The organism is Sulfitobacter albidus (assembly GCF_018200035.1).
GTDB classification, from domain to species: Bacteria; Pseudomonadota; Alphaproteobacteria; order Rhodobacterales; family Rhodobacteraceae; genus Sulfitobacter; species Sulfitobacter albidus.
On record NZ_CP073581.1, the window covers coordinates 503,863 to 530,036 of the forward strand.

The 26,174-nt window shown below is 65.8% G+C and carries 18 protein-coding genes and 2 pseudogenes; 6 read left to right on the forward strand and 14 right to left on the reverse strand.

Features of this window, described 5'->3' with window-relative positions:
* The first annotated feature begins 54 nt into the window (after positions 1-54).
* A complete protein-coding gene (locus KDD17_RS02395; protein WP_212705127.1) occupies positions 55-714 on the forward strand; it encodes an ABC transporter ATP-binding protein in 660 nt (219 codons plus the stop codon).
* Positions 692-2,395, forward strand: coding sequence for a capsule biosynthesis protein (locus tag KDD17_RS02400; RefSeq protein WP_212705128.1), 1,704 nt, complete (start codon positions 692-694; stop codon positions 2,393-2,395). Before KDD17_RS02395 ends, KDD17_RS02400 begins: the two co-directional genes overlap by 23 nt.
* A gap of 73 nt (positions 2,396-2,468) precedes the next feature.
* On the opposite strand, the gene mdoH is transcribed toward KDD17_RS02400, so the two are convergent.
* From mdoH to KDD17_RS02440, 8 genes and pseudogenes are all read right to left on the reverse strand, one after another.
* Complete coding sequence (gene mdoH / locus KDD17_RS02405; protein ID WP_254796862.1) at positions 2,469-4,373, reverse strand: glucans biosynthesis glucosyltransferase MdoH; 1,905 nt, start codon at positions 4,371-4,373, stop codon at positions 2,469-2,471.
* Complete coding sequence (locus KDD17_RS02410; protein ID WP_212705129.1) at positions 4,358-5,881, reverse strand: OpgD/OpgG family glucan biosynthesis protein; 1,524 nt, start codon at positions 5,879-5,881, stop codon at positions 4,358-4,360. Before KDD17_RS02410 ends, mdoH begins: the two co-directional genes overlap by 16 nt.
* A complete protein-coding gene (locus KDD17_RS02415) occupies positions 5,881-7,164 on the reverse strand; it encodes an OpgC family protein (RefSeq protein WP_212705130.1) in 1,284 nt (427 codons plus the stop codon). Before KDD17_RS02415 ends, KDD17_RS02410 begins: the two co-directional genes overlap by 1 nt.
* A 19-nt stretch (positions 7,165-7,183) precedes the next feature.
* Positions 7,184-8,536 (reverse strand): tetratricopeptide repeat protein, encoded by a 1,353-nt coding sequence (locus KDD17_RS02420; protein ID WP_254796863.1) that lies wholly within the window; start codon positions 8,534-8,536, stop codon positions 7,184-7,186.
* Between the two features lie 223 nt (positions 8,537-8,759).
* The gene (locus KDD17_RS02425; RefSeq protein WP_254796864.1) at positions 8,760-9,962 is read right to left on the reverse strand and encodes a CaiB/BaiF CoA transferase family protein; all 1,203 of its coding nucleotides are present in this window, start codon (positions 9,960-9,962) and stop codon (positions 8,760-8,762) included.
* Positions 9,949-11,570: pseudogene (locus KDD17_RS02430) on the reverse strand (thiamine pyrophosphate-binding protein). The gene KDD17_RS02425 and the pseudogene KDD17_RS02430 overlap by 14 nt, the downstream one beginning before the upstream one ends.
* Positions 11,571-11,744: 174 nt before the next feature.
* Positions 11,745-12,338 (reverse strand): GcrA family cell cycle regulator, encoded by a 594-nt coding sequence (locus KDD17_RS02435; protein ID WP_212705131.1) that lies wholly within the window; start codon positions 12,336-12,338, stop codon positions 11,745-11,747.
* A gap of 94 nt (positions 12,339-12,432) precedes the next feature.
* Positions 12,433-13,341 (reverse strand): DMT family transporter, encoded by a 909-nt coding sequence (locus tag KDD17_RS02440; protein ID WP_212705132.1) that lies wholly within the window; start codon positions 13,339-13,341, stop codon positions 12,433-12,435.
* Between the two features lie 260 nt (positions 13,342-13,601).
* On the opposite strand from KDD17_RS02440, the gene KDD17_RS02445 reads away from it, so the two are divergent.
* The 3 genes from KDD17_RS02445 to KDD17_RS02455 all read left to right on the forward strand — a co-directional run bounded on the left by KDD17_RS02445 (position 13,602) and on the right by KDD17_RS02455 (position 16,741).
* Positions 13,602-14,771 (forward strand): aspartate aminotransferase family protein, encoded by a 1,170-nt coding sequence (locus tag KDD17_RS02445; protein WP_212706120.1) that lies wholly within the window; start codon positions 13,602-13,604, stop codon positions 14,769-14,771.
* A gap of 82 nt (positions 14,772-14,853) precedes the next feature.
* On the forward strand, positions 14,854-15,759 hold the full coding sequence (argF, locus tag KDD17_RS02450; protein WP_212705133.1) for an ornithine carbamoyltransferase: 906 nt from the start codon (positions 14,854-14,856) through the stop codon (positions 15,757-15,759).
* Positions 15,749-16,741, forward strand: a complete 993-nt coding sequence (locus KDD17_RS02455) for a 2-dehydropantoate 2-reductase (protein ID WP_212705134.1) — start codon at positions 15,749-15,751, stop codon at positions 16,739-16,741. The genes argF and KDD17_RS02455 overlap by 11 nt, the downstream gene beginning before the upstream one ends.
* On the opposite strand, the gene KDD17_RS02460 is transcribed toward KDD17_RS02455, so the two are convergent.
* Positions 16,731-17,177, reverse strand: a complete 447-nt coding sequence (locus KDD17_RS02460) for an NUDIX hydrolase (protein ID WP_254796865.1) — start codon at positions 17,175-17,177, stop codon at positions 16,731-16,733. The two genes, KDD17_RS02455 and KDD17_RS02460, sit on opposite strands and share 11 nt — an antisense overlap.
* Positions 17,178-17,364: 187 nt before the next feature.
* On the opposite strand from KDD17_RS02460, the pseudogene gndA reads away from it, so the two are divergent.
* Positions 17,365-18,779 (forward strand): annotated as a pseudogene (gndA, locus tag KDD17_RS02465) (NADP-dependent phosphogluconate dehydrogenase).
* Here the strand turns inward: gndA and KDD17_RS02470 are convergent.
* The 5 genes from KDD17_RS02470 to hrpB all read right to left on the reverse strand — a co-directional run bounded on the left by KDD17_RS02470 (position 18,776) and on the right by hrpB (position 26,103).
* On the reverse strand, positions 18,776-19,930 hold the full coding sequence (locus tag KDD17_RS02470; RefSeq protein WP_212705136.1) for a surface lipoprotein assembly modifier: 1,155 nt from the start codon (positions 19,928-19,930) through the stop codon (positions 18,776-18,778). The pseudogene gndA and the gene KDD17_RS02470 sit on opposite strands and share 4 nt — an antisense overlap.
* Before the next feature lie 54 nt (positions 19,931-19,984).
* A complete protein-coding gene (locus tag KDD17_RS02475; protein ID WP_212705137.1) occupies positions 19,985-20,668 on the reverse strand; it encodes a hypothetical protein in 684 nt (227 codons plus the stop codon).
* 134 nt (positions 20,669-20,802) lie between these two features.
* Entirely contained in the window at positions 20,803-21,447 is a 645-nt protein-coding gene (locus tag KDD17_RS02480; RefSeq protein WP_254796866.1) for a response regulator transcription factor, read from the reverse strand.
* Positions 21,444-23,528, reverse strand: a complete 2,085-nt coding sequence (locus KDD17_RS02485) for a sensor histidine kinase (RefSeq protein WP_212705138.1) — start codon at positions 23,526-23,528, stop codon at positions 21,444-21,446. Before KDD17_RS02485 ends, KDD17_RS02480 begins: the two co-directional genes overlap by 4 nt.
* 160 nt (positions 23,529-23,688) lie before the next feature.
* Positions 23,689-26,103, reverse strand: a complete 2,415-nt coding sequence (hrpB, locus tag KDD17_RS02490) for an ATP-dependent helicase HrpB (RefSeq protein WP_212706122.1) — start codon at positions 26,101-26,103, stop codon at positions 23,689-23,691.
* Between the last annotated feature and the right edge of the window lie 71 nt (positions 26,104-26,174).

Genomic DNA, 26,174 nt, shown 5'->3' on the forward strand with positions numbered 1-26,174 from the left:
CTCCGCCAGAGAGGGCTTATATCAATCCACAAGCCGAACCGGAGCAGGCGCGCAATGTTGGAATTCCGCAACGTATCCAAGTCCTACTGGACTGGCACGCAGCACAAGGTCATCCTTGACCGGGTGTCGTTTCGCGTGGAGTTGGGGAAATCCATGGGCATCCTCGCCCCCAACGGCACCGGCAAGACGACCCTCATCAACATGATGGCAGGGCTGGAAAAGCCCGATGAGGGTGAGATCCAGCGCGATTGCAACATTTCCTTTCCGCTGGGGTTCATGGGCGGTGTCGTCTCAAAAGTCTCGGCGATGGAAAACGCACGCTACATCGCGCGGCTCTACGGGCTCGATCCCGACTATGTGGAAAGCTTTTGCCGCTGGCTCTGTGGTCTGGGAGAGTATTTCGATCAGCCGCTGGGCACCTATTCATCGGGGATGCGGGCGCGCTTTTCATTCGCGCTGATGCTCGCGCTCGATTTCGACATGTATCTCATCGACGAGGGGATGCCCTCGACCACGGATGTGGAATTCAACCGCAAGGCAGGCGAAATCCTGCAGGAACGGCTGCGCACGACGACGATCATCATCGTCTCGCACCAGCCCCAAACGCTCGAAAAATTTGCGCGTACGGCCGGCGTTCTCATGAACGGTCAGCTCAACGTTTTTGACAGCTTGGAAGAAGCGAAACGGCTCTATGACTACCAAACCCAAAGCTAGAAAATTCCGCATCAAACGCAGCCCATCTGCCACGACCGAAGGGGCAACCCCGGCGGCAGAGGCCCCGCAGGCGCAGACCGCGCGCCCGCAGGAGGCGCCGCGGCGCGCCCCGGTAGAGCACCCAGAGCCCCCCACGGAGCAACCCGAGGCCCAGGCCGGAGAGGTCGCGTCAGCCGCGCAGGTTAGCGGGGAGCAGGATATCGACGCGATCCGCCGCGAGGGCCTTACAGGCCGGCAGCTGCGCATGGCGCGGCGCGTGGCGCAAAAGCACGGGCTGCCGGCGACGTCGGATTTCGACGCGGTGCGCCTGCTGCGCGCCAAGGGGATCGATCCCTTCCAGCGGTCCAACATGCTGGAACTGGTGGTGCCGCAAGCGGGCGGTGAGCCGCGCGAGGGTGGTCCCGGTGACGCGCTTGCGGCCCTGCCCGGACAGGAAGGCGGCGCGGGAGCGGGGCGGGTGCAACTGCCCCAGACCGTGCCGCTGGGCCGCAATAGCCTGCCCTCGACCGAGATGGCGCGACCCAATCCGATGGAACAGCGGATGCGCGAGATTTCGGAAATCCAGAAGGACATCACCCGGCGGCGGCGCAAGAAGATGGGCCTGCTCATGGTCAGGCTGGCATTTTTCGTGCTCATTCCGACGTTCTTTGCCGGATATTATTTCTACAAGGTGGCGACCCCGATGTATGCCACCGACAGCCAGTTCCTGATCATCCAGAACGAGGGCAGTGGCAATGCCGGTGGCCTTGGTGGGCTCTTGCCCACGCAATTCGCCACCTCTCAGGACGCCATCGCGGTGCAGAGTTTCCTTCAATCCAAGGACGCGATGTTGCGGCTTGATGAGGACGCGGGCTTCAAGGATCACTTTACCGACGCCGCCATCGACCCGATCCAGCGGTTGACCGAGGATCCGACCAACGAAGAGGCCTACAAGCTTTACAAGAAGAACATCAAGATCGGCTATGACCCGACCGAGGGCGTGATCCGGATGGAGGTGATCGCCGCGGATCCGCAGGTAGCCACCAAATTTTCGGAGCGGCTGCTGAGCTACGCGGAATCGCGGGTGAATGAACTCAGCCAGGGCAAGCGTGAGGACGGGATGCGCGACGCGCAGCGCGCCTTTGAAGCGGCCGAGCAGAAGCGGCGCGATGCCCAGCAACGGCTGATCGAGCTTCAGGTCGCCAATGGTGTCGACCCCGAAGCTGTCATCGGCGCCATCCGCGGGCAGATCACGCAATACGAAACCCTGCTGATCGAAAAGCAGCTGGAACTGGCCGCGCTATTGGACAATGCGCGCCCCAACCGCGCCAAGGTAGACGGCACCCAAGGCGACGTGCGCCGCATTCAGGCGCAGCTGGATCAGCTCAACGACCGATTGAGCAATGCGACTGAAGGCGAAAACTCGCTCGCGCGCCAGGCGGTCACGCTGCAACTGGCGCAGGCGGATCTGGTCAGCGCGGATGCCAATTTGCAGCTTGCCCTCACGGGGATGGAGGCCGCGCGCACCGAGGCCAGCCGGCAGGTACGCTATCTCACCGTGGCGGTGCGCCCGGTACCCAGCGAAGAGCCCAGCTATCCACGCAGCTTTGAAAACACGCTCCTTGCCTTCCTGATCTTTGGCGGGATCTATCTGATGCTGTCGCTGACCGCCTCGATCCTGCGGGAGCAGGTGACCTCGTAACGGTGAGCAATACATCCGAAGAAGGGCCGCGCGGCAGATGTCGTGCGGCCCTTTGTGCGTTTGGAGCTTTGGGTTATTCGGCCGCGACCGGCGTCTTGTCGGCCAGCAGCGCGCCAAAGCGGGCGCGTTCGGCCATGGCGTGTTTCACGATGGCGGGTTCGCGCAGGGTGTAGGGGCTTTCCATGCGCAGGGTGCTGGGCGCATTTTTGCTGATCTTGACGCCCGACAGGGCCGACAGCGGCACAGCCAGTACAAGGCTCGCGACAATGGGCGCCAGCCAGAGCGACACAAGCCCGGCGATCAGGCCGCTCAGCAGCAGAAGGCCCAGAACCGTCTCCAACCAGTGAAATTTCAGCAACGTTGTCCAGCTATGGTTCTGCGCGTCACGCGCCTGCGGCGCCCAGGCTTCGGTGCGGGTGACATAGGCGTTCACGACCGCTTTGGTCTGCTGGATCATCATGATCGGCGCATAGGCGACCGACAGGGCTACTTCGACAAGAAAGCTGCCCAGAAACGCGGCCTTCCCGCCGAAAACCCGCGCCGCGCGAGGCGTGGCGGCGATGATGCCCGCGCCCGCGATCTTGGGCGTGAGCAGCAGTGCGTACATGATGACAAGGAACACCGCGCTGTCGATATGGCTCATGGCCGGAGGCCAATCGGGGAAGAGCGGGTTGGCCTCGTTGAAATAGCGGATGACGTTTGTTTCCTGATCCACCCCCAGAAGCGCCCAGATCACCAGCAGGATGAACCACGCCGGGCTCAGCAGATAGCTGATCGCGCCATGGAACAGGTGAAAGCGGGATACCGGGTGCAGCCCCTTGGTGCCAAGCAGCCGCAGGTGTTGCAGGTTTCCCCGGCACCAACGCCGGTCGCGGATGACGTAGTCGATCAGCGTGGCGGGGGTCTCCTCGAAACTGCCGGTGACGCGGGGTAGGAACCGTACCCGCCAGCCCGCGCGGCGCAAAAGCCCCGCCTCGACAAAATCATGCGACAGGATCAACTCTGACCGGCCCCCGCGTCCGCGCATATGCGGCAGCATCGCCGCGCCCGCAAAGGCGCGGGTGCGGATGATCGCGTTGTGGCCCCAATAATTGCCCTCGGTCTGCGCCCATGTCGCCAGTCCCTCGGCCAGCAGCCAGCCGTATGCGATGTTGGAGAATTGTTGCAGCCGGGCAAACACCGTCTGCGCCCCGATCAGCATGGGAAAGCTCTGGATCAGCCCGGCACCGGGATCAAGCGACAGCTCGGACGCCAGCCGGTCAATGGCGCGTCCGGTCATCAGGCTGTCGGCGTCGAGCACGACCATGCCCTCGTACCCGCCGCCCCAACGGCGTGTCCATTCAGCAAGATTACCGACCTTTTTGTCGGTGTTCTGCGCGCGGCGGCGATAGTGCACGGCAAAGCCGTCGGGGGCTGCGGCCTTGAGCGCGCAGTAGGCGCGCCATTCAAGCGCTGCAATCTCTTCGTCGCGGGTGTCGGAAAGCACGAACAATGTGTAGCGATGGGGTCCGCGCCTTGCGGCCAGATCGGCAAGCATCGCGTGGGCGTTCCCAAATACGTTCTGCGGCACCTCGTTGTAGATCGGCACCAGCAGCGCCACATCTATGCCCGGTGCATCGCGGGATGCGCGTGCCTCAGCGCGGGCGGCGGCGGCCAGACCCGCGATGGCCACGCCGACGGTGCTTACCGACAGGCAGACCCAGACAAAGGTGACGGCAATCATGCTCAACAGCGCCCATTCCAGCCCGGTCATGCCGTCCTGCGCGAACCAGCCGTAAAGGCCGTTCATCAACAGGGCGGTGCCGATCAACGCCGGCACGAATGTCGCGAGCCTCCACAAGCGACTGCGGGCGGGGGCGGACGTGTCGGCCTGCGGTGCGGGTGCGGCGTCCAACGCCTGTTCGGGCGCCGAAATCGGCGCAGGCGGCGGCATATCCATCGGCAAAAGGGGGGCTGCGCCCATCAACTCTGTGTCCATCTGTAAAGCCACACCTCGCTGAGCGGGGCGCCGGCCGTGCGCAACTGCACGCGAAACTCGGAATAGGTGGCACCCTCTGCGTGAAAGGTAAACGCCAGTCGGGGGCCATTGGTTTCAGGGTTGCGCTGAAGAATTCCGGGGCTGACGCGCCCGTGGCTGGAGCGCAGGATCACGTCAATCTCGGACAGATCTTCCGGCACCGCGTCGCCATTGTCGAAATCAATTGCCATGACCAGCCCGCCTTCCATGCGCCCGCCCATCGCGGTGTGGCGCACCGGCACAAGGCCCATCGGAGGGGGCGAGGGATCAGCGCCCCACTGCAAGCGGTAACGCATGTCATGACTACCCCCTGCGGGAATCGGGGCCGAAGGGCGCCAGTAGGCGACGATATTGTCGTAGATCTCCAGATCGGCGGGGATTTCGACCAGCGTCACGCTGCCCGGCCCCCAATCGCCGCGCGGTGTGATCCAGGCCGAGGGGCGATCGTGGTAGAGCGCTTCGAGATCGTTGTAATCGCCAAACGCGCGCTTGCGCTGCATCAGGCCAAAGCCTTTTGGATTGTTGTCGCCGAAGGCGCTGATCTGCAGCGTCGTGGGATTGGCAAGCGGGCGCCAGATGACCTCTCCGCCGCCGTTGTGGATGAGCAGTCCGTCGCTGTCATGCACATTGGGACGAAAATCCGAGAAACGGTTCCGCATGGTCTGATCGAAAAGGAACATGGATGTCAGCGGGGCGATGCCCACGTTGGTCAGGTCGGTGCGGGCAAAGATCGTGGCCTCGACCTCCATATCCAGCACATCGCCATGGGCGATCTCGAAACGGTAGACGCCCGTGCAGCTGGGGCTGTCGAGCAGGGCATGCACCACCACGGCGCGATCCTGCGGGCCGGGCCGTTCGATCCACAGCGCGGTGAAATCCGGAAACTCCTCACCCATGGGATCGCCCGTTTTCAGCGCCAGACCGCGCGCCGACAGCCCGTAGGTCTGCCCGGTGCCGATGCCGCGAAAATAACTTGCCCCCTGAAACACCGCGTATTCCGAAAAGTTGCCCGAGCCGGTCAGATCGCCGCGCAGGCGGATGCCGGAATATCCCATGTGCTCGTTCAGCGGCAGATCGGGGAAATCCTGTGCGCGGTCAAAGGCGTCCATGTCGAAGACCAGCGGCAGGGACTGGCCGTCCGAGACCACGTTGATCTCGACCCCGCGCGGGAAATAGAGGCCGGGCGGAAACGCATCGACGTGCACCGGCAGATCGGTGTCGGCCCACAGCGCGTTGCGTGTGTCGAACCACAGCTTGCGATACTCGTCATAGCTTAGATCCAGCCACTCCTGCGGGATCGTGGGGCGCGGGGCGTAGTCCTGTGCGGCAAGTGCGCGGGCCCGCGCGCGGATGGTCTGATCGTTGAACGGTTGCCCCGGCCCGGTGCGCAGGGGGGCGTCTGCGGCAAGGGCAGCGGCAGGGGCGGCGGCGAGAGCGGCAATTGCCATGAGAGCTTCGCGGCGCAGCATCAGGCGGGCTTTCCTTTCCAGGGGGTGGATTTGAACCAGCCGGCGCCATAGGCCACCGCGACCAGCACGGCGGCGCCGGCGAGATTGACGAGCAAGGTTGTCACCGTGTCGCGGCCCAGCATGTCCATGGCAAAACCCATGATCCGCGCGGCGAACATCGAGGTGATGAAGACGGCCAGCGATTGCTGCCCGACCTTGAGAATGATCTTGAGCGTTTGCGCCCATCCGCGCGCGATTGCACCGGTGCCGCGGGCGAGCAGGTTGTTGCCCTTGTCCCCTGCCAGCACCCACGCAAGGTAGGCAAGTGCCAGGAAATGCACGTAGCGCAGGAGGCCAAAATCGCTTTTGTCGATCAGCGGGCCAAGGGCCTCGCGGGCGGCGACGATGGGGTTGCCGCTTGGCGTGACGAAAAACCAATCCCGCGCGATGGCGCGCACGCCCACGTTGCTGAGCGGGACGCAGGCGACGACGATCACCGCGGCGAGCGCGATCAGAACGGCGCTGACCGGCGGCTTGGGCAGCCAGCCGCGCATGAAGGCAAAGCCCGTGAAGAAGATCAGCTGCCAGCCGAACGGATTGAAGAACCAGGTGCGGTCGCTCCACGGCTCGGCGGGAAATTCAAGGTGCAGATGGCCCAGCCCGAATTGACCCAGCAGCGCCGTCTGGCCCATGACCCAGACCCCGATCACAAAGGCGGCGACAAGGCGCAGATCCACCTTCGCCAGCGCCATCACGACCGGCATCATCAGCAGCACGATCATGTACATCGGCAGGATGTCGAAATAATTGGGCACCCAGCGCAACGTCATGAAGCTCAGCAGGATGTTGGGGTTCTCCCATTTGTCGCTTTCGACAAAGATCATCCACAGGTTCAACTGGCCCCAGTAGTTGCGATCGGTGAAGGGCAGATCGGTCAGATACACCATCGCCGCCAGCGTCGCGAAAAACAGGCCCACATGCGCCCAGTAGACCTGCCAGACCCGGAACAGCACCCGTGCCGTGCCAAGCAGCCAGCCCGCGCGATCAAACGTGCCGCCAAAGGCGATGGCCGACGCCATGCCAGAGCAGAACACAAAGATCTCGGTCGCGTCCGAAAATCCCCAGCGCGCGGGGATCCACGAGGTCAGGAAGTTGCCCGGCGTATGGGCGATCAGAATGATGAACATCGCGATGCCGCGAAAGAAATCCAGCCGCAGATCGCGCACGCGCTTTGCCCCATGGGCGGCGGCGGCGACCGAGGCCTTGGCGGTCAGCGGTGTCGGGTCGGTGGCAGCGAGCGTCATGTGGGCGGAATGTCCGTTCTTACTGCGCGGGGATTGCCCGCGCGCGGTTGAGCCTGTCCAGACGGGTCGCCGCGAAACGGTCGTAGGTGCCGCCGCGCAGTGCGACCCGGTCCTTCAGGATCGCCTCTGTGGCGTCATAGCGCCCGGCGCGCAAGCCCGCGTCGATGGTCATCCGCTCGAAAACGTCGCGCTGGGCATGGCTGCCGCCGATTGTGGGCATTGCGGGGCGCGCGGCTTTCAACTGGCTGAAGGCGGCGTCATAGCGCCCTTCGGAAAACGCGTTGAGACCCGCAAGCGCCGCAAGGCCGGGATCCTCGACCTTGGCGGGCATCTCGCCCGATTTGGCGGCATCACGGGCGAAACGGGCGGCCATGGCTTCCTGCGCATCGCCGCGCTGCGCGCCGGTGAGCGCCAGCAGGTAGTGCAGATCGGCAAACACAAGGCAGCCATCCTCGACCCGGTTTTCCGAGAAATCCGCCAGCTCTTCCCAGCGTTTACCCACGTCCATCCCCTCCAGCTCAAGCCGCATCAGCAGCGATGTGGCGTTCGAGATGTCGCGGTAGTCGTCGGTCTTGTCCGCGCGGATCTGCGCATCGTAGAGGCCAAGCGCAAGGTCGATCTCGCCCCGGTCCATGTGCAAGAGCGCCTTGTGCCACCACACGTGATAGCGAAAGTTGTTCGATCCGGACCAGGCATCGACGTTGCCCTCGATCAGCGCGATGCCCTCGTCGGGGCGCGCCGTCATGTCGTGCACGTGGGCGACCGCGTGCAGCCCCCAGGCGTCGTCGTGCGCATGGGTCAGACCCTCAAGGCCCACAGCCTCGGCGCGGGCGTAGTCGCCTGTTTCCTCAAGTGTGAAGGCATGGCAGCCCATCAGATAGCCCCGGCAGGCGTGGTCGGGGCCGTGCGCATCCATCACCCGCTCGACCGAGCGGCGCATGCCTGCGCTGTCGCCGATCATGAAACGGACGCCGTGGCTGAGTTTTGCCGTGACGGTATCGCTGGGCCAGCGGCGCAGCACCGCTTCGGCGGCGGCGATGGCGGCGGTGGGGCTGCCGTCCAGCCAATGCGCAAGCGCGTCGATCCAGCCCGCCTCACGCGCGGTGATCTCCTGACCAGCCTGTGCTGCGCGCGCAGCCTTCAGCGCGTCGTGCGCTGCGGGCAGCACTTCGGCGCGGCCAGTCATGAGGCAGAACAATCCGCGCGCGGCGTGTCCCATGGCGAATTCGGGCACCGCGTCCATCAGGCGGCCAAGGTGCACGGGGGTCTGTGTGCCGTGAGACAGCAGACCGTGGATTACGCCGTTCCAATGCGCCACGGCCGTAGCATCGGGAAGGGTGACGGGGCACTCGCAAATATCGGTCAGGGTCAAAACTCATATCTCTCTTGTTGGGCGGGTCGCGGGGGAGGAGCCCCGCAGCACATTCTTACCAAGAAATACCACACGCGTGACGTAGTAGGACGTATCCACACGTCAACGTGAAGCAGAGCGCCGTCTTTGTGACCCGACAAGCCAAAACTTGCGATCAGGCGGGGTAAATGGGCGGGCAATTGCCGTATTTCCGTGGTTTGAGCGGGTAAGTTCAGGGCGCCGCCTATTTTTTAGGCAACCATGTTTCAAGGATGTCCTGTGTGTGCTCGCCAAAGCGCGGCGGCGGGTAGCGGTATCGCACCGGTGTGGCCGAAAACTTGAGCGGATTGCCAAGGACGGACAGGCTCGGCTCTGCGAAACCTTCGCCCGCGATCTGTTGCACCGCGCCACGCGCCTGCGCCTGATCGCTGCTCAGCGCTTCGGGGATCGTATTGATTGGGCCTGCGGGCACCGATACCGCATGCAGGGCGGCAAGGATCTCGTCCTTGCGCCAGGTGGCGAGCACGGGGCGGATGCGCGCCATCAGGGCCACGCGGTTTTCAATGCGCGCGACATTGGTGGCGAATGCCGGGTCGGCGGCGGTCTCGGGCTGGCCGATCACGTCGCAGAACCGCGCGAACTGCGCGTCATTGCCCACTGCGAGCAGGAAATGCCCGTCGGCCACGGCAAAGGCGTCGTAGGGCACGATATTGGGATGCGCGTTGCCGCGCCGCTCGGGCGCCTTGCCGGATGTGAGGAAATTCAGCCCCTCGTTGATGAGCCAGGCCATAGAGGCATCGACCAGCGACAGGTCGATGTGCTGGCCTTCGCCGGTGGCATCGCGGTGGCGCAGGGCGGCGAGGATGCCGATGGTCGCATACATTCCGCACATCACGTCCGCGATGCCGACGCCCACCTTGGTCGGCACGCCCTCAGGATCGCCGGTGATCGACATGATCCCGCCAAATCCCTGCGCCATCAGATCGTACCCCGGCTGGCTGCGGTTCGGCCCGGTCTGCCCGTAGCCCGAGATCGAGCAATAGACGAGCCCGGGATGCGCCGCGCGCAGGCTTGCGTGGTCGAGGCCGTATTTCACCAACCCGTCGGGTTTGTAGTTCTCGATCACCACATCGGCGCGGGCGGCCAGCGCGCGCACGGTTTGCTGGCCTTCGGGGGTCGACAGATCCACGGCGATGGATTGCTTGTTGCGGTTGGCGGCCATGAAATACGCCGACAGATCGGAGTTGGAGCCATCGGCATTGCGCGCGTAATGGGGCCCCCATCCGCGCGTGTCGTCGCCGCCCGTCTTGGGGTTTTCGACCTTGATGACCGTGGCGCCCAGATCGCCCAGCAGCTGCGTGGCCGTGGGCCCGGCAAGGATGCGGCTGAGGTCAAGCACCATCACCCCGTCGAGCGCGCCGGGCATGGGCGTATCAGATGCGGCCATCGTAGGCTCCCTTGTCGATTTCACAGGCGATGACGGTGAAGGTGTCGGCGGCCAGCGCGTCCGTGAGCGCCTCGGTCAGCGTGGCGCGGTCGCGGACCGTCACGCCGTTGCCACCGAACGCCCGGCCCATGGCGGCAAAATCGTGATGGCGAAAATCCACACCGGCGTTGCGCAGCTGGCGCTGGCGCTGTTTCAGCTCGATCAGCGCGAGCGAGGCATCGACGAACACCACAAAGATTGGCGTAATGCCAAGCTCTTTTGCGGTCGAAAGCTCCCCCGCAATCATCAGGAAGCCCGCATCGCCCGAGAACGACACGACAGGGCGCCCGGGCGCGCAAAGGGCCGTACCCATGGCCAGCGGCAGCGCGCAGCCCATCGTGCAAAGCGCCGAGGATTGCAGCAGGCCGCGCGGCTGCGGGCAGGTCCACATCTGGCTCAGCAGGATCCGGTGCGCGCCGCTGTCGGCGGTGGCGATCGTGTCATCGGGCAGCACATCGCGGCAGGTGGCGATCACGGCGCCGGGGCCCCAGTCGTCGTCGGTGGGGAAGGCGGCAGCGAGCGCGGCTTTCGTGGCGGCGGGGGCGCCGTCGGGCCACGTGCCTTGCGGTGTCACACCCTCGCCTATGGCGGCAAGCGAGGCGGCGCATTCGGCGATCACCGACAGGCTCGCCTGGTGCATGTAGTGGTGGTTGGGCGCGGCGGTGATGTCGATCACGCGGGTGGCGCGCGGATCCCAGACGTCGCGCCAGCCTGGGCGCATCTCGATCGGGTCGTATCCGACGCAGAGGATCAGATCGGCGGCCTGCACCAGAGGCAGCAGATGACGATCGGCCAGCGGCGACAGACCCGCCCCCCCAGCGCGAGCGGGTGGCGCTCGTCCAGCAGACCCTTGGCCTTGTAGCTGGTGATGACCGGGATGCTGAATCGTTCGGCAAATTCGGTCAGGGCGCTGGCCGCGCCCTCATTCATGGCGTCGACGCCCGCGATGATGACAGGACGACGGGCCTGGGCCAGCCAGTCGCGCGCCTGCGTCAGCGCATCGCCCGCGGGCGCGGTAGGCGCCGCGACAGCGCGGGGCGCCGGGGCGGTAGCGGCAATTCGGGTATCGGCCACGCCGATGGGCACATCGATGTGCACAGGGCCGGGTCGGCCCTCCATGGCGATGCCCACGGCCTTATCGGCGATAATATGCGCGGCGCCCGCGCTGAGGCGAAAGCTGGCCTTGGTGATCGGGCGCAGCACGGCTTGCTGGTCAAGCACCTGATGGGTGTAGGTCTGCGCCTCGTCCGCGTCCACGCAGCCCGACAGCACGATGAGCGGCACGCGGTCCTGCTCGGCGTTGGCGATGGCGTTGATGCCGTTGAGTATGCCCGGCCCGATGGTCGCAATCAGGATACCGGGCGCGCCGGTCTGATGCCAGGCGGCTTCGGCCATGAAGCCAGCCGCGTTCTCATGTTTGCACAGGACAAAGGTGATGCCCGCCGCCTCAAGCGCGTCTACGAGGGTCAGCACCTCGCCGCCGGGCATTCCGAAAGCGTGCCGGCAACCGGCAGCATGGAGGCGTCGTGCAATCGCGTCAGCGGCGCGGATCTGGTCGGCGTGGGGCATGGCAAGGACCTTTGAAATACGTCACGCCCGTTTACTCCCGGCAGGCCCGCCTTCGCAACTCACCATTGTGTGGAAAATATTTCAGCCGCGCTTGATCCACGCGGGCAAAATTTCGGCGAAATTTTGGGGTCAAAGTCTGTGCCAGACTTTGCGCCCCTCAGCCCCGACATCGTGTTACCGCCGCCGGTCGCGCCGCGCACTCATGGGTTGGAACGCGACGCCCACATGCGCCTCGCAATAGGGTTTGCCCTGTTGCACCGGCAGGCCGCAAAACCAGAAATCTTCGGTGGCGGGGTCGCCGACGGGCCATTTGCAGGTCCGTTCGGTCAGCTCCATCAGGCTGAGTTTCTTGGCCTTCTTCTCGATTTCGTTGACCTTGGCCAGCGCTTCGGGACTGATCTCGTTCGCCGAGGGCTGCGGCGGCAGGGGTTGGCCTGCGGGGATGATCTGCTTGCGCGCGGGCAGGTTCGGCTGCGCGGGAATGGCAGGCTCGGTCTTGAGATCAGGCTTCTCGGGCGCCGCCGGCGCTTCGGCGGGTTTGGTCGACGCTGCAGCTTTGCTTTTGGCTTCGGCTTTGGGTGCCTTGGCCTTTGGCTCCGCCTTGGGGGCGGCACCGGTGGTGGCGCGGTTCGAGAGCCCCAGCCGGTGCACCTTGCCGATCACCGCATTGCGCGTGACCCCGCCCAATTCCTTGGCGATCTGGCTGGCCGACTGGCCTTCGCCCCACATCTTCTTGAGAATTTCGACACGTTCATCTGTCCAGGACATCACGGGTTCCCTACGCTAAAAAGCGGCCCCCGGGGGACCGCCTTGGCAAAACTGTTGACCCTAATCTATACGTTCACAGAGCAGGTGCAAGGCATCACGCCCGTGCGTCGGGCGGGCGGGGGTGCTTTCGCAGCCGCGCCTCGCGCAGCGCGAGGGCCAGCGCCCCCGCAAGGATCGTCGCCGCCCCCACAACGCTGACCGCATCGGGCAGCACGTTGAAAAACAGCGCGTCGAGGATCGCGGCAAAGATCAGCGTGCTGTAGCTGAAGGGCGCCACGAAACTGGCATCCGCCCGCGCCATGGCATTGACAAAACAGGTTTGCGCCAGCGCCATGCACACCCCAAGCGCCGCCAGACACAGCCATTGCCCCCCGGTCGGCACCTGCCAGACCGGGACCACCGCGGCGCTCGCAATGGTCAGCCCGATCATGTTGTTGACCAGCAGAATCTGGAACGGCTTCTCCCGCCCGCTGAGCTTTTTGATGAAGATCAGCTCAAGCCCCATCAGCAGCGCCGCGCCGAGCGCCAAAAGGGCTGCCGGCTGAAAACTGGCCGCAGTGGGGCGCAGCAGGATCACCGCACCCAGAAGCGCGAGGGCGGCAGCGGACCAGCGGATCGCGCCCACCCGCTCTCCGAGCAGCGGAATGGCGAGCATCATCGCAAAGACCGGATTGAGGAAGGAAATCGCCGTGGCATCCGACAACGGGATGAACGCCACCGAGGCGAACATCAGCGTGACCCCGCCCCATCCCAGGCTCGTGCGCCCCAGATGCAGGCGCCAATGCACCGGCCCGAACGATGGGCGCAACACCGCCGCCACGGCACCGAGCGTGAGGAAAGCAAACAGGAACCGCCCGTGGCTGATTTGCAGGGCGGGCAAGGCAGGGCCAAGGGTGTCTGTCCCCAGCGCCTTTGCCATCAATGTCGTCGCGGCGATAAAGGCAGTGGCAAGCGTGATCAGAAACGCGGCGTGCAGATTGTTTTGCGGAGGGGCGGTGAACATGCGCTGCCTATGACCCCGTGCACGGGCGGGTGCAAGCGGATTGACCCGCGTGGGGCGGCGGTGTATCCCAGAAACATGACAATGCGGCTGACACAGATATCCCGACGACGCTGACCCAAGCGTCACTCCCGGCCCACACGCCGCGGGACGATCACCCCGTGCCCTGCGGCATCCCCCTTCACAAACCCCACTTGACCCAAGCGCGCGCCCGTGGCCTTCTGCGCCCTCCCCGCGTCCGCGATTTGACAAGGATGATCCAGATGATCTCTTCCGTTCTGCCCACGTATTCCCGCGCTCCGCTGAGCTTTGTCTCCGGCAGCGGTTCCTGGCTGGTGGAAGCGGACGGGCGACGTTTTCTCGATCTCGGTGCCGGGATAGCGGTCAACGCGCTGGGCCACGCGCATCCGGCGCTGACCAAGGCGCTGAGCGACCAGGCGGGCGCGCTTTGGCACACCTCCAACCTCTACGAGATCCCGCAACAGCGCGCCTTGGCCGACCGGCTGGTGGATCTGACCTTCGCCGACACGGTATTTTTCACCAATTCGGGCACAGAGGCCTGCGAGTTGGCGGTGAAAATGGCGCGCAAATATCACTTTGAACGCGGCGCGCCCGAGCGGGTCGAGATCATCACCTTTTTGGGGTCCTTCCACGGACGCTCCTCCGCCGGGATCGCAGCGGCCGGGTCGGAGAAGATGACCCACGGGTTCGGCCCGCTGCTGCCGGGCTTTACCCACCTGGAATTCGGCGATCACGACGCGCTGAACGCGGCCCTAACCGACAAGACCTGCGCGGTTATGGTGGAGCCGGTGCAGGGCGAAGGCGGCATCCGCCCGCTGCCCGACGCTTGCCTGAAGGGGCTGCGCGATCTGTGCGACGCGCATGGCGTGCTGATGATCCTCGACGAGGTGCAATGCGGTGTTGCGCGCACGGGCAAGCTTTTTGCCCATGAATGGGCCGGGATCACGCCCGATATCATGATGGTGGCAAAGGGCATCGGCGGGGGCTTTCCGCTCGGCGCCGTACTGGCCACCGAAGAGGCGGCCAGCGGTATGACCGCGGGCACCCATGGCTCCACCTACGGCGGCAACCCGCTGGGCTGCGCGGTGGGGCTGGCAGTACTGGATCATGTGGCCGAGCCGGGGTTTCTCGATGAGGTCAGCCGCAAGGCGGGCCTTTTGCGCCAGCGGCTCGAAGGGCTGGTCGCCGCCCATCCGGACGTGTTCGATCACGTGCGCGGATCCGGGCTGATGCTGGGGCTCAAATGCAAGATCGCTCCCGCTGATCTGGTCAACGCCGCCTACGCGCAGGAGCTCATTACCGTGCCCGCCGCCGACAACGTGGTCCGCCTCCTGCCGCCCCTGACGATCACGGACGATGAGATCGCGCAGGCCGTCGACCGCCTGGACCGCGCGGCCGCATCGCTCAGCTGATACCTTTCATTGTGCCAAAAATACGCCGGGGGGTCCGGGGGGCTGGCCCCCCGGCGCTCCCGCTCAGAAAAGAACGTCTGCCATGAACAACTTCCTCGATATCCACAAGACCACCCCCCAGGACCTGCGCGCGATCATCGACGATGCCCGCACCGTCAAGGCCGCGCGCAATGGCCGCCCGAAGGGGGCGCCGGACGATAGCCAGCCGCTGAAAGATCACATGGTCGCGTTGATCTTTGAAAAGCCTTCCACCCGCACGCGGGTGTCCTTCGATGTGGGCGTGCGGCAGATGGGCGGGCAGACGATGGTGCTGTCGGGCGCCGACATGCAGCTGGGCCACGGGGAGACCATTGCGGATACCGCGCGGGTGCTGAGCCGCTACGTCGATCTGATCATGATCCGTACGTTCGAGGAACAGACGTTGCTCGACATGGCCGAATACGCCTCCGTGCCGGTCATCAACGGGCTGACCAACCGCTCGCATCCCTGCCAGATCATGGCCGATATCCTGACCTTCGAGGAGAACAACGGCCCCATCGCAGGCAAGCGTGTCGTCTGGTCGGGCGATGGCAACAACGTCTTTGCGAGCTTCGCCCACGCGGCCAAGCAGTTCGATTTCGAGCTGATCTTTACCGGACCGGAACCGCTCGATCCCGAACCCGCCCTCGACGGGCTCTATACAACCGTGCGCGACCCCAACGAGGCAGTGGCGGGGGCGGATCTGGTGGTAACGGACACCTGGGTGTCGATGCATGATCCGCAATCCGCACGGGAGCGGCGCCACAACCAGCTGCGCGGCTATCAGGTCAACGAGGCGCTGATGGCGAAGGCCAAGCCGGACAGCCTGTTCATGCACTGCCTGCCCGCGCACCGCGAGGATGAGGCGACAAGTGCCGTGATGGACGGCCCCCATTCGGTGATCTTTGACGAGGCTGAAAACCGTCTGCACGCGCAAAAGGCGATCATGCGCTACTGCCTTGGAAAATAAACGCATCGCGATTGTCGGCGTTGGGGCCATCGGCGGCTTTGTCGCGGGGCAGCTGATCGCGGCGGGCCGCGACGTGGTGCTGATAGCGCGGGGCATGCGCGCGCAGGAGCTGGCGGCCCACGGGCTGCGGTTGACAGACTACGACGGGCTCGACCGCGCGGTTTCGTCGGACGCATTAAGGGTGACGGACATGGCGGGCGGGCTCGCCGGTGCGGGCGTTGTCCTTGTCTGCGTCAAGACGGCGGATACCGCACCCGTTGCCGCGCAGATCGCGGCCCACGCGCTGCCAACGGCCACGGTGGTGAGCCTGCAAAACGGGGTACAGGGGGCCGAGCGGCTGCGCGCGGCGCTGCCCGGTCACCGGGTTCTGGCGGGGATCGTGCCGTTCAATGTGGTGCCCAAAGGGGCGGGCCAATGGCACCGCGCAAGCTCGGGCGATAGTGTGATCGGCCCCGATGGCGCGGATGTTGCCGCGCTGCTGAGCGTGCCCGGTCTGAGCGTTGGGAACGACGCGCGCATCGAAGCCCGCCAATGGGGCAAGTTGTTGATCAATCTCGGCAATGCGGTCAACGCGCTCAGCGGGATGCCCTTGTTGGCGCAGCTGATGGACCACGACTGGCGCCGCCTGATGGCCGACCAGATGGCCGAGGCGCTGACGGTGCTGCGCGCGCAAGACCTGCCCGTCACCTCGATGACACCGCTGCCCGCGGGGCTGGTGCCGCATGTGCTGCGTTTGCCGACGCCCTTGTTTCGCCGGATCGCGGCGCAGATGCTGACGATTGATCCGGATGCCCGCAGTTCCATGGCGCAGGATGTGGCGGCGGGCCGTCCGACCGAAATCGACGCGCTGCAGGGTGAGATCATCGCGCGCGGGCGTGCCGCGGGCGTCGCAACGCCGCTCAATTGCGCCGTGCGCGCGGCGATCAAGCGGGTAGAGGAGGGGGGCGCGCTGCCGAAGGGGCCTGCAGAGCTCAGGCGTTAGGGCCCTGACCCTCAAGGCCGCGCAGGAGCGCGGCGAGTTCCGGTTCATCGACCATCTCTGCGGCTTGTGTGGGCGACACCCAGCGCCGCGTGCGCTCATTCGCTTCGGGGAAGTCGTCGGCCATCGCGTCCACCTCGATCCGGTAAACCGCGACATCGACCGGGATGACGCGGTTGTCGGATTTGCGCTTGTCGTAGGGAAAGCTGCCCACGGGGGCTGCGGAGACACGGCCCTCGCGCACGCCGGCCTCTTCCCACGCCTCTTGCTGGGCCGCGCGCGCATCGCTGAGCCCGTCCATCGGCCATCCCTTGGGGATGATCCAGCGCCCGGTGTCGCGGCTGGTGATCAGCAAAACCTGTGCGCCGCCCTTTCGCGCGCGCAGGCAGAGCGCACCAACTTGCGGGGTGCGGTCGGGGCGCTGGAAGGGCCGGAGCAAACCGGACCATGCGGATCGAAACGTATGCTTCAAAGAACATCGCCTGAATGGTTTTTTGCATTATTATTAAAGACCAATATGCGCAGCTTTGCAGAATATTTCAACTGCGGCCCCGTCAATGCTTGTGCCTGCCGCCCGAACCGCGCAGTTTCACGGCCAGAGACTTGCGGCGGAAGGATGGTCAGCCATGACGCAACGCGCGGATATCGGGGTATACGGGTTGGGCACCATGGGGAGCGCGTTGGCGCTGAACCTTGCCGAAAGCGGGCTCTGCGTCGCTGTGAGCAACCGGGAGGTCGATTGGATCGACGCGTTCATCGGGGAGGCGGGCGATCTGTCATCAAATCTGATCGCCGCGCCTGACCTTGGGGCGCTGGTTTCGACCCTGCCACGCCCGCGCAGGATCCTGTTCATGATCCCGTCGGGCGCGCCGATGGATGCGATGATCGAGGCGGTTTTGCCGCTTCTGGACGCGGGCGATACGATCATCGACGGCGGCAATGCCGATTTCAACGATACGCGCGCGCGGGCCGCGCTGACGGCCAAACGGGGCGTGCATTTTGTCGGGATGGGCGTATCCGGCGGCGCCGAAGGGGCGCGGCACGGTCCCTCGATGATGGTCGGTGGCACCGCCGAGAGCTGGGAACAGCTGCGCGATATTCTCGAAGGCATCGCCGCGCGGTTCGAGGACGCTCCTTGCGTGGCCCACGTCGGTACGGATGGGCGGGGCATTTCGTCAAGACGGTGCACAACGGCATCGAATACGCCGACATGCAGATGATCGCCGAGATCTACGGGCTGATGCGCGACGCGGGCGGGTGGGATGCGGCGCGTATCGGTGCGATGTTTCAGGAATGGGAGGACGGCCCGCTCGCGTCCTTCCTGATCGAGGTCAGCGCGGCGGCGTTGCAGACCACCGACCCCGAGACCGGCCGCCCCATCGTCGAGATGATCCGCGATGAGGCAGGTCAGAAGGGCACCGGACGCTGGACGGTGATCGAGGCGCTCAAGATGGGGCAATCGGCCTCGGCCATCGAGGGGGCCGTGGGCGCGCGCAGCTGGTCGGCGATGAAGGATCTGCGCACCGAGGCCGAAACGCTTCTGGCCCCCGCCGCTCTGTCTGCCGATTTGCCGGACGAGGGCGCGCTGGCCGACGCGCTGCTGGCCGGGCGTATCCTCGCGCACGCACAGGGGTTCGAGATTTTGCGCGCGGGCGGCGCAGAGTTCGACTGGTCTCTCGATCTTGCGCGGATTGCCGAGATCTGGCGCGCGGGGTGCATCATCCGCTCGGCCTTGTTGGACGAAATCTCAGAGGCGTATCGCGCGGGGCCGCCGCAGGGCGCGCTGGTGCTGGCCCCTGCTTTGGCGCGCTCGCTGGCGCTCACGGTTCCGGGTCTGCGCCGGGTGGTGGGGGCCGGGGTCGCGATGGGCGTGGCCCTTCCCGCGCTGTCGGCGGCGCTGGCCTGGTACGACAGCTTGCGCAGCGCGCACGGCACGGCGAATCTCATTCAGGCGCAACGCGATTTCTTTGGCGCGCATGGCTTTGCGCGCACCGACCGCGCGGGGGAGTTCAATTTCGACTGGCCACCGCTTGCGCGCTAGAAAACGCTGCGCAGCCCGATGCTGATCGAGGTGTTGGAATAACTGTTGATCTCGCGGTTGGATCGATTGTCCTCCCAGCCGAGTTTCAGCACCGGTGTGAAAGGCCCCACACGGATCGTCGAATGATAGGCCTGCGCGCTGACGCCCAGTGTGATGTCGCGCCGCGCCACCCCCGTGATCGCGCCCACGCCATCGCGCTTGTCCCGCGCAAGGCTCAGATCGGCGAGGGTTACGAGCCCGCCGTCGAAGGCATATGTCATGCCCGCGCTGACCCCCTGCTTCCAGCCCGATTGCAGATCGGATCGCGCGTCGGTGCGCTGCACGTAGCCGGAAAACCGCAGCAGCGTGCGCGGACCCAGCGCGTAATTTACCGCTGCATCGACCAGTGTGCGGTCCCCCGTCGCGCCGGTGAAATCAAGGTAGGTCTCGCGGTAATGCTGCACCCCCAGACGGCCGTAGGCGCGCCCACCCAGGGGCGTCAGATAGGCGCCGTAAACGCCGCGCCGATCGGCATAGGCATCCTCGCCCAGAAACTGACGCCCGGCCAGCACGCCGCCCTCGATAAAGGTGCTGTCGCGCAGGGCAAAGCGCAGGCCCGCGCGCCCGGTCAGATGCAGCTCGCGCAGGGGTTTTTCGTCGTAGTGGCGGATCAGCGTATCGAGCGACAGGCTCGCCTGCAGACGCGGCGTCAGGCGCGGCAGCCAGGTGACGCCCCCGGCAATCTCCAGCCCGGTTGCGGATTGCGCGCGCTGGTCATCCTCAAGCGGGATCGTCAGGCCCGCGGCGGTGACGCTGTTGGCGCTGGTGCGCTTGCCCGCGTTGGAGGCGGGTACGGCGGCGATGGAAAAGCGCAGATGCACCCGTTTGCGCGCATCGATCCGCGCAAGATAGTCGCGCACGGCGGCGGCGCGCTGTGCGCTCAGCCGCGCGCCCTGAGCCTGCTTGAAATGATAGGCCGCGCGCCGGTCGCGTTCGAGCCGGAAGAGCGCCAACGCCAGCTCAAGCCGGTAGGTGACCTCGGCCGGATAGGCGCGCACCAGCGCTTCGAGATCGGGCAGGGCCGCGGCGGGCGCCCCCTGTTGCATGTGCTGCGTGGCACGGGTCCAGCGGGGATCGTCCTGCTGCGCGCTGGCGGTTGCCCCCACCAGCATCAAGGGGCCGCACAAAAGCGCGGCCCGCAGGAGAACAAGTATCCGCCGCACCGGCTATTGTTTGTCGAGGTAGAAATCGCCAGCGCCGATTCCGTTGATACCTTGCTGGCCATTGAAAGTCGTCGAGGCTGCGACCGCGCCCCCTCTGATCGCTTCGGCATTCGTGCCCAGCGTCGGCCCGTTCAGCCCCAGAACGACCTGCGCTGTATCAGTGCCGCCACTTTCGGTGAGCGTTCCTTCGACGGTGAGGCCAACGACCGTTGATGTCACGCTGCCGACAATCGGCGCATTGGTCGTGGCGGCGACTACGGTGCCACTGCCGGCCCCGGTGCTGGTATCGAGTGTGCCGTCAAAGGCGACTGCGGCCCCATCGACCGTGCCCGCGATGTTTGTGACATTGCCGGTGGCGGTCTCGGCATCGTAGTTCACGGTCGCAGCGACGTCGCCCAAAAGCTCTCCGTTTACGTTGGCGTTGGCGTCGCGGGTACTGAGGCGGACCTGCCCTGCGTAGTCAAAAGTGCCGCTTTGCTTGGTCGAGGAAGGCGCAATGCCCTCCACCCGCGCGATATTGGCGTCGAAATCCGATTGCGAGGGCGTGCCGCCGCTGCCGCCCGAACCTGTGCCGCCGCCAGCCGTACCGCCGCCAGCCGTGCCGTTGTTGCCATTGCCCAGACAGGCAGAAAGAGACACGCACAGCAGAACAGTCGCGCTGCCGCGCAGGAATATGGATTTGGTCATCTTTTCCTCCGATGAAACCGGGGCGCGTGTTGAAATGAGCGCCCCGCAAAAGCCCGTGAAAATATGCCCCGGACCGTGGCATGGCCGCAGATTGGCAAGATCCCGCCGATCTGCGAATACCGCGAATGGGGGAGTTAATCGTCCCCCAGCAGCCCCAGACGGCTCGCCTGCAATGTCGCTTCGGCGCGATTGGAAACTTCGAGCTTGCGGTAGATGGATTTGATATGGGTGATGACCGTGCTTTCGGCGATGCCCAGTTCGGGCGCCGCTTCGCCCACGCGAAAGCCCTGCGCGATCAGGCGCAGCACTTCGGTTTCGCGGGGGGTCAGCTTGGCCTCGGGTTCGAAATGCGGCCCGGTGAGTTTGAAATGATGCATGATGCGCCGCGCGATCTGCGGGCTTAGCGCGGGAATGCCAGACATCAGCAGATGGAGCTGGTGCGAAATCACCTGATCGGTATCGCTTTTGAGCAGATAGCCTTCGGCCCCTGCGGCAAGCGCTGACACGATGGCGCTGTCGGCGGCCATCACCGTTGTGACGACGCAGTGGCACTCGGGCTGCACCTGCGCAAGGTGGCGCAACAGCTCGGTGCCGTCACCATCCGGCAGGCTCAGATCGACGAGGGCAAGATCAAAGGTCTCGCGTGCGGTCGCCTCAAGCGCGTCGCGCAGCAGGCCCACGGCGGTCAGTTGCGCGTCGGGAAATTCGCGCGCCACGATAGCGCCAAGCCAATCACGCGCCTGCCGCACGTCTTCGAGCAGCAGAACACGTTTGATCATTGCGCCGCCCGTTCACGTTGCTGTGCGGGCACAAGGGGCAGGGTGACGCTGACCCGTGTGCCGCCCTGCGCGCGCGCCTCGATCCGGGCATGCCCGGCAAGCTGGCTCGCACGCTCGACGATATTGGGCAGACCGTTGCCTTGGCCGCCTGCGACATCGGCGGGCGGACCGATGCCGTCATCCTCGACGACGACACGCAACGCGCTGTCGCTTTGCGTCAGGGCAACGGTGACCTGTGAGGCCTGTGCGTGACGCAGCACGTTCGAGACGGCCTCCCGCAGGATCGAGCGGACGCCGTTGACGACCTCGAAAGAGACGAGGGTGTCGGCGGCGGCAGTCCGGTCCTGCCAGGTGACGTGAAGTCCTTGCGCCTCCACCCGCTCGACCGTTTCGAGCCGCAGATCAACGAGGATACTGTCGAGAGGGTATTCCTCCTGAAAGCCGTCGTTGATGATGGCGCGCAGATCATTGAGGCTGTCGCGCAGCAGATCATCCTTGCGTCCCGCATCGGGCGAATGCAGAGCACTGAGCAGCTGCGCCCCGATGTTGTCGTGGATGTCGCGGCTGATCCGGTCCCGCTCCAGCACGGTGCCGCGCTCATAGGCGGTGCGCCCGTCAGCGGCCAGCCGGTAGGTCTGGATCAGGGTCGACGCGATTTCAAGGTCTTGGGGGGTAAAGAGGCGCCTGCCGCTGAAGGCGTAGCGCAGGCGCATCGGGCGTAAATCGTCCACGCCGGGGATATCAAGGCTCAGCCCGTTTTCGCGCAGGCGCGGATGCTCTGGCACGTCGAGCAGGGCCATGGGCGGGGCGAGCGGTTTGAACACATCCGTCAGCAGCGCCTCCCACCGGTGGGCGCGCAGCGCCTGTGTTGGCGACAGCGCGACTGACACGATCTCACCCATGCGGCCAGTGACCCGCGCGCTGCGCCGTTGCAGCAGCAGTTTCAACAGCAACTGACGCAGCGGGAAGTACAGGAAACCCGCGATCAGCAGCGCGGTCGACAGGGTGACCCACGGCTGGTCCTGGAGGAACCGGATCAGCAGCACGTCGAGCGCAAAGATCATCACCATACCGCTGAGCCACAGCCAGATGTAGTAGGACCAGCGGTCGAGGTTGAAGACCTTGAATCGCAGCACCCCCAGCGCCAGCCCGACATGCATGATGTTGAAAAAGCCAAAGGCCAGCCCCTGAGAGATTAGTCCCCGGTCGGTGAACCCCAGCGTCAGCGGCGCGGATGAGATCATCACGAAGAGCGAACAGGCGGTGAGCGTGACCAGAATGAACCAGCGCAGCCCCGCGCGATTGACCGGATCGCGGCGCGTTTTGACCCACTGCACGACGCCCAGCAGCATAGAAATCGCCAGTTCCGTCAGGATCGCATAGCCGATCAGGTTGTCAGGGCCCGTTTGCGCCACGATCAGCGCGATCGCGGTGCCGAACACGACCAACGGGATCAGATTCCAGATCGGGCGGTAGAGGCTGCGCGGATATTGCGAGAACATTGCCACCAGGCAGATGCCGAACCCGATGGACCCCGTGGCGTTTAGGCTGGAAAGGGTGTAGAAAAGCGTTTCATTCAGGCCGATCTGGCGGGTCGAATAGACCGCCGCCGAGAGCGCTGCCAACGGCAGAAACAGCGTCGTGCCTGCAAAAAACCGCGCGCCCCAATCCTGCGGGCGCAGGCCCAGAACCCAGCCGCCGATCAGTATCGAAAACATCGACACCCAATTCTGAAACCAGAACAGAAACGGAAGATCCGCGAGTGTGCGCGGGCGCGGGGTCAGGGTTTCGGTCCGCTCGGTGCCGTCGGGCAGGGCGTAGCGCAGGGTAACCTCGTCTTGCTCCAGCTGCGCGCGAAAGGCGCCCTGACGGGCGTTGAACCGCTGGATCGCCGCATAGCTGCCGAGCTGGTCGGGCTCTTCATAGCGGTCACTGTCCTCGTAGGACAGATCATTGATCTGCAAGGGGATGGCGCCGCGCGGAAGGTCCAGCTGAGGCTGCTGCAAGGCCACCACAAGAGAGAGCGCGGAGAGCAAGGCACCAAGAGCCGCAAAACAAAACAGCGTTGCGGCTGGTGTCATCCGGTAGGATAAATTTGCCATAAATCGTGCCATCAAAATAGAATGTCCCATGCCAATAGTGGCACAAGGCGCCGGGGGCGCGGCATCCCGTGAAATGAGGGCGCCGCCCGTGCGCTGGTACGATGTTTGCAGCCGATGACGCGCGGGGCAAGTGTTTTGGTTAGGTGCCGCGGGGTTTGGCGCGCAGCGTGGGGTCCGCGGCGCGCGGATCCTCGGGCCAGGGGTGGCGCGGGTAGCGCCCGCGCATGTCACGGCGCACGTCCGCGTAAGAGCTTTCCCAAAATCCCGGCAGATCCATCGTCACCTGTACCGGGCGCTGGGCGGGCGACAACAGCGTGACCTGCACGGGCTGGCCCGCCACCGTGGGGTGGGTCGTGACGCCGAACATCTCTTGCAGGCGCACGGCGATCTGCGGCACCTTCCCGTCGTAGTCGATCGCGATGCGGCGGCCCAGTGGCGTCTCGAAATGCGGTGGCGCCCCGCGATCGAGCCGCTGTTGCTGATCCCAGTCGAGCCGGGCGCGCAGCGCGGGCAGCAGATCAAAGGTTTTCCAGTCGGCGGTGCTGCGCACACCGGTGAGGTGCGGCAGCAGCCAGTCTTCAAGCGTGTCCAGGAGATGGTCCTCGGTGAAGTCGGGGAAATCCCCCTGCATCATCCGCGCCCGGCGCAGGAAGCGCGCGGCCCCCTTGTCGGGGCGCAGGCCCAGCTGGCGCACCCCGTCGAGCATGGCGCGCGCGACCGCCTCATCCGGCGCGTCCGGCCAGTGGCGGTCGTCGAGCACGAGTGCACCAAAGCGCTCCTGCCGCCGCGCTTCGACCTTGCCCAGACGTTTGGACCACGCGCAGACGTCCTGCCAGGCGATCTGATCGGCAAAAGCCGCGCGCAGGGCGGCCTCGGACAGGGGCGTGCCCTGACGGATGCGCGCCTCGCGCGGATCGCCATCGAGGTCCGTGGCCACGATCAGCCGGGCACTGGCCAGCGGGTCGCCTTCGGGCGCGATCGCCCCCTTGCCCCCCGAGAGGATGAACCGGGGCGCGTCACCTTTGCGACGCAGCCCGACGCGGTCGGGATAGGCAAGGGCGGCGAGCGTGCCTGGATCATCGGGGCCTTGGCCCCACGCGCTTTTGCGCAGGCGTTTAGCCTCCTGCCGGATGCGGGCGAGCGCGCCTTGGTTGACCTCGCCGGGCACCCGCTCCCCCGCGACCGCGCGCAGGCGGTGGATCAGGTCCAGCGGCGCGCCGCGCAGGGGATCCCGCTCCGCCAGAATTGCGGCGAGGGTCGCGGCTTGCGGGCCGCCGCGCGCGACCATATGCGCCAGACGCGGGTGCAGCGGTAATCTTGCCAACGCGCGCCCGTGGTCGGTGATAAGCCCGCGCGCATCGAGCGCGCCCAGCATCTGCAACACGCCGCGCGCCTCGGCCAGCCGCCCCGGATGCGGCGGGGTGACAAAGGCCAGCGCGTCCGCCTCCGCTCCCCACAGGGCAAGCTCCAGCGCGAAACCGGTCAGATCGCCGCTTTCGATCTCGGCGGGCGGGTAGGCGGCCAGTGCCCCGTCTTCGCCGCGCGTCCACAGCTTGAACGCGGCACCCGGTGTCATGCGCCCCGCACGGCCCGCGCGTTGGGTCGCCTCGGCGCGGGTGACACGCTCGGTCACCAGCCGCGCCATGCCGGAGGCGGGGTCAAAGAGCGCGCGCCGCGCGCGGCCCGCGTCCACCACGATACGGATGCCTTCGATGGTGAGCGACGTCTCGGCGATGGCCGTGGCCAGCACGACCTTGCGGTCGGCGCTGGGGGCGATGGCGGCGCGCTGGTCCTTGAACGGCATGGCGCCGAACAGGGGTGCGATGCGGATGTCGCCGGGCAGGCGGGAGTTCAGCAGCCCCTCTACGCGGCGGATCTCCCCCTCGCCGGGCAGGAACACCAGTGCGGAGCCTTCTTCCTGTGCCAGCGCGTACTCTATCAGATCGGCAACGGCGCCTTCCAGCCGCACCTTGGGGCCAAGGGGGCGGTCGAGCCAATGCTCGGTCACCGGGAACGCGCGTCCTTCGGAAGTCACCACCGGCGCGCCGATCAATTCCGCCACCGGGGCCGCGTCAAGCGTGGCGGACATCACGATGAGCGTCAGATCGTCCCGCAGCGCCTCCGTAATCTCAAGGCACAGCGCCAGCCCCAGATCCGCGTTGAGCGATCGTTCGTGGAATTCGTCAAAGATCACCGCGCCGATGCCCGACAGCTCCGGGTCGGATTGGATCATGCGGGTCAGGATGCCTTCGGTGACGACTTCGATGCGGGTCTGCTTGCCCACGACGCTTTCGCCGCGCACGCGGTAGCCGACGGTTTCGCCCGCCCGTTCGCCCAGCGTCTGCGCCATGCGCTCGGCGGCGGCGCGCGCGGCAAGGCGGCGCGGCTCAAGCATCAGGATGCGGCCGTTGATGAGCCCCGCGTCGAGCAGGGACAGCGGCACGCGCGTCGTCTTGCCCGCGCCCGGCGGCGCCTGCAGCACCGCGCGCCCGTGGCTGCGCACCGCCTCCAGTAGGGCGGGCAGGGCGTCGTCGATGGGCAGGGCGTGGCGCATGGGCGCTTTATCCGCCCGCGTGCCGCGCGCCGCAAGTCTGGACATTCGCTATGCGGCGTCCGAAACAGGGG